1 protein-coding gene is annotated in these 305 nt (G+C 48.5%); it reads right to left on the reverse strand.

What is annotated here, in order from left to right; genetic code table 11:
* Positions 1-186: 186 nt before the first annotated feature.
* A partial coding sequence (locus A2F46_RS11930; RefSeq protein ID WP_156471666.1) for a hemolysin secretion D, plasmid domain protein occupies positions 187-305 on the reverse strand: 119 nt, incomplete at its 5' end.

Below are 305 nucleotides of genomic sequence, written 5' to 3' on the forward strand. Positions count from 1 at the left end.
TCTGATATTTTTGTTCCCGTTCCGCATCACGGCCATGTTGGGCAGCGGTGTAATCTGCTGAATAATGTAGCGCTGCCTGCCAAGCAGCAAATAAATCAAATGCGTGTGCTGGCATCGTGAGGGTCAGGCCCAACAATAAAGAACAGTATGCCTGAAGGCACTGGGTTGAACAGATAGGCTTGATCATCAACGTTCTTTCAAACTTTCATCCACCTTGGTTTGCAGCGGGCTGAGCAGATAATCAATCACCCGCCGTTTGCCGGTTTTGATCTCGGTAGTCACATTCATGCCACCGGTCAGATTAA

Origin of the sequence: Snodgrassella sp. CFCC 13594 (genome assembly GCF_001590725.1) — a bacterium.
Lineage (GTDB): Bacteria > Pseudomonadota > Gammaproteobacteria > Burkholderiales > Neisseriaceae > Snodgrassella.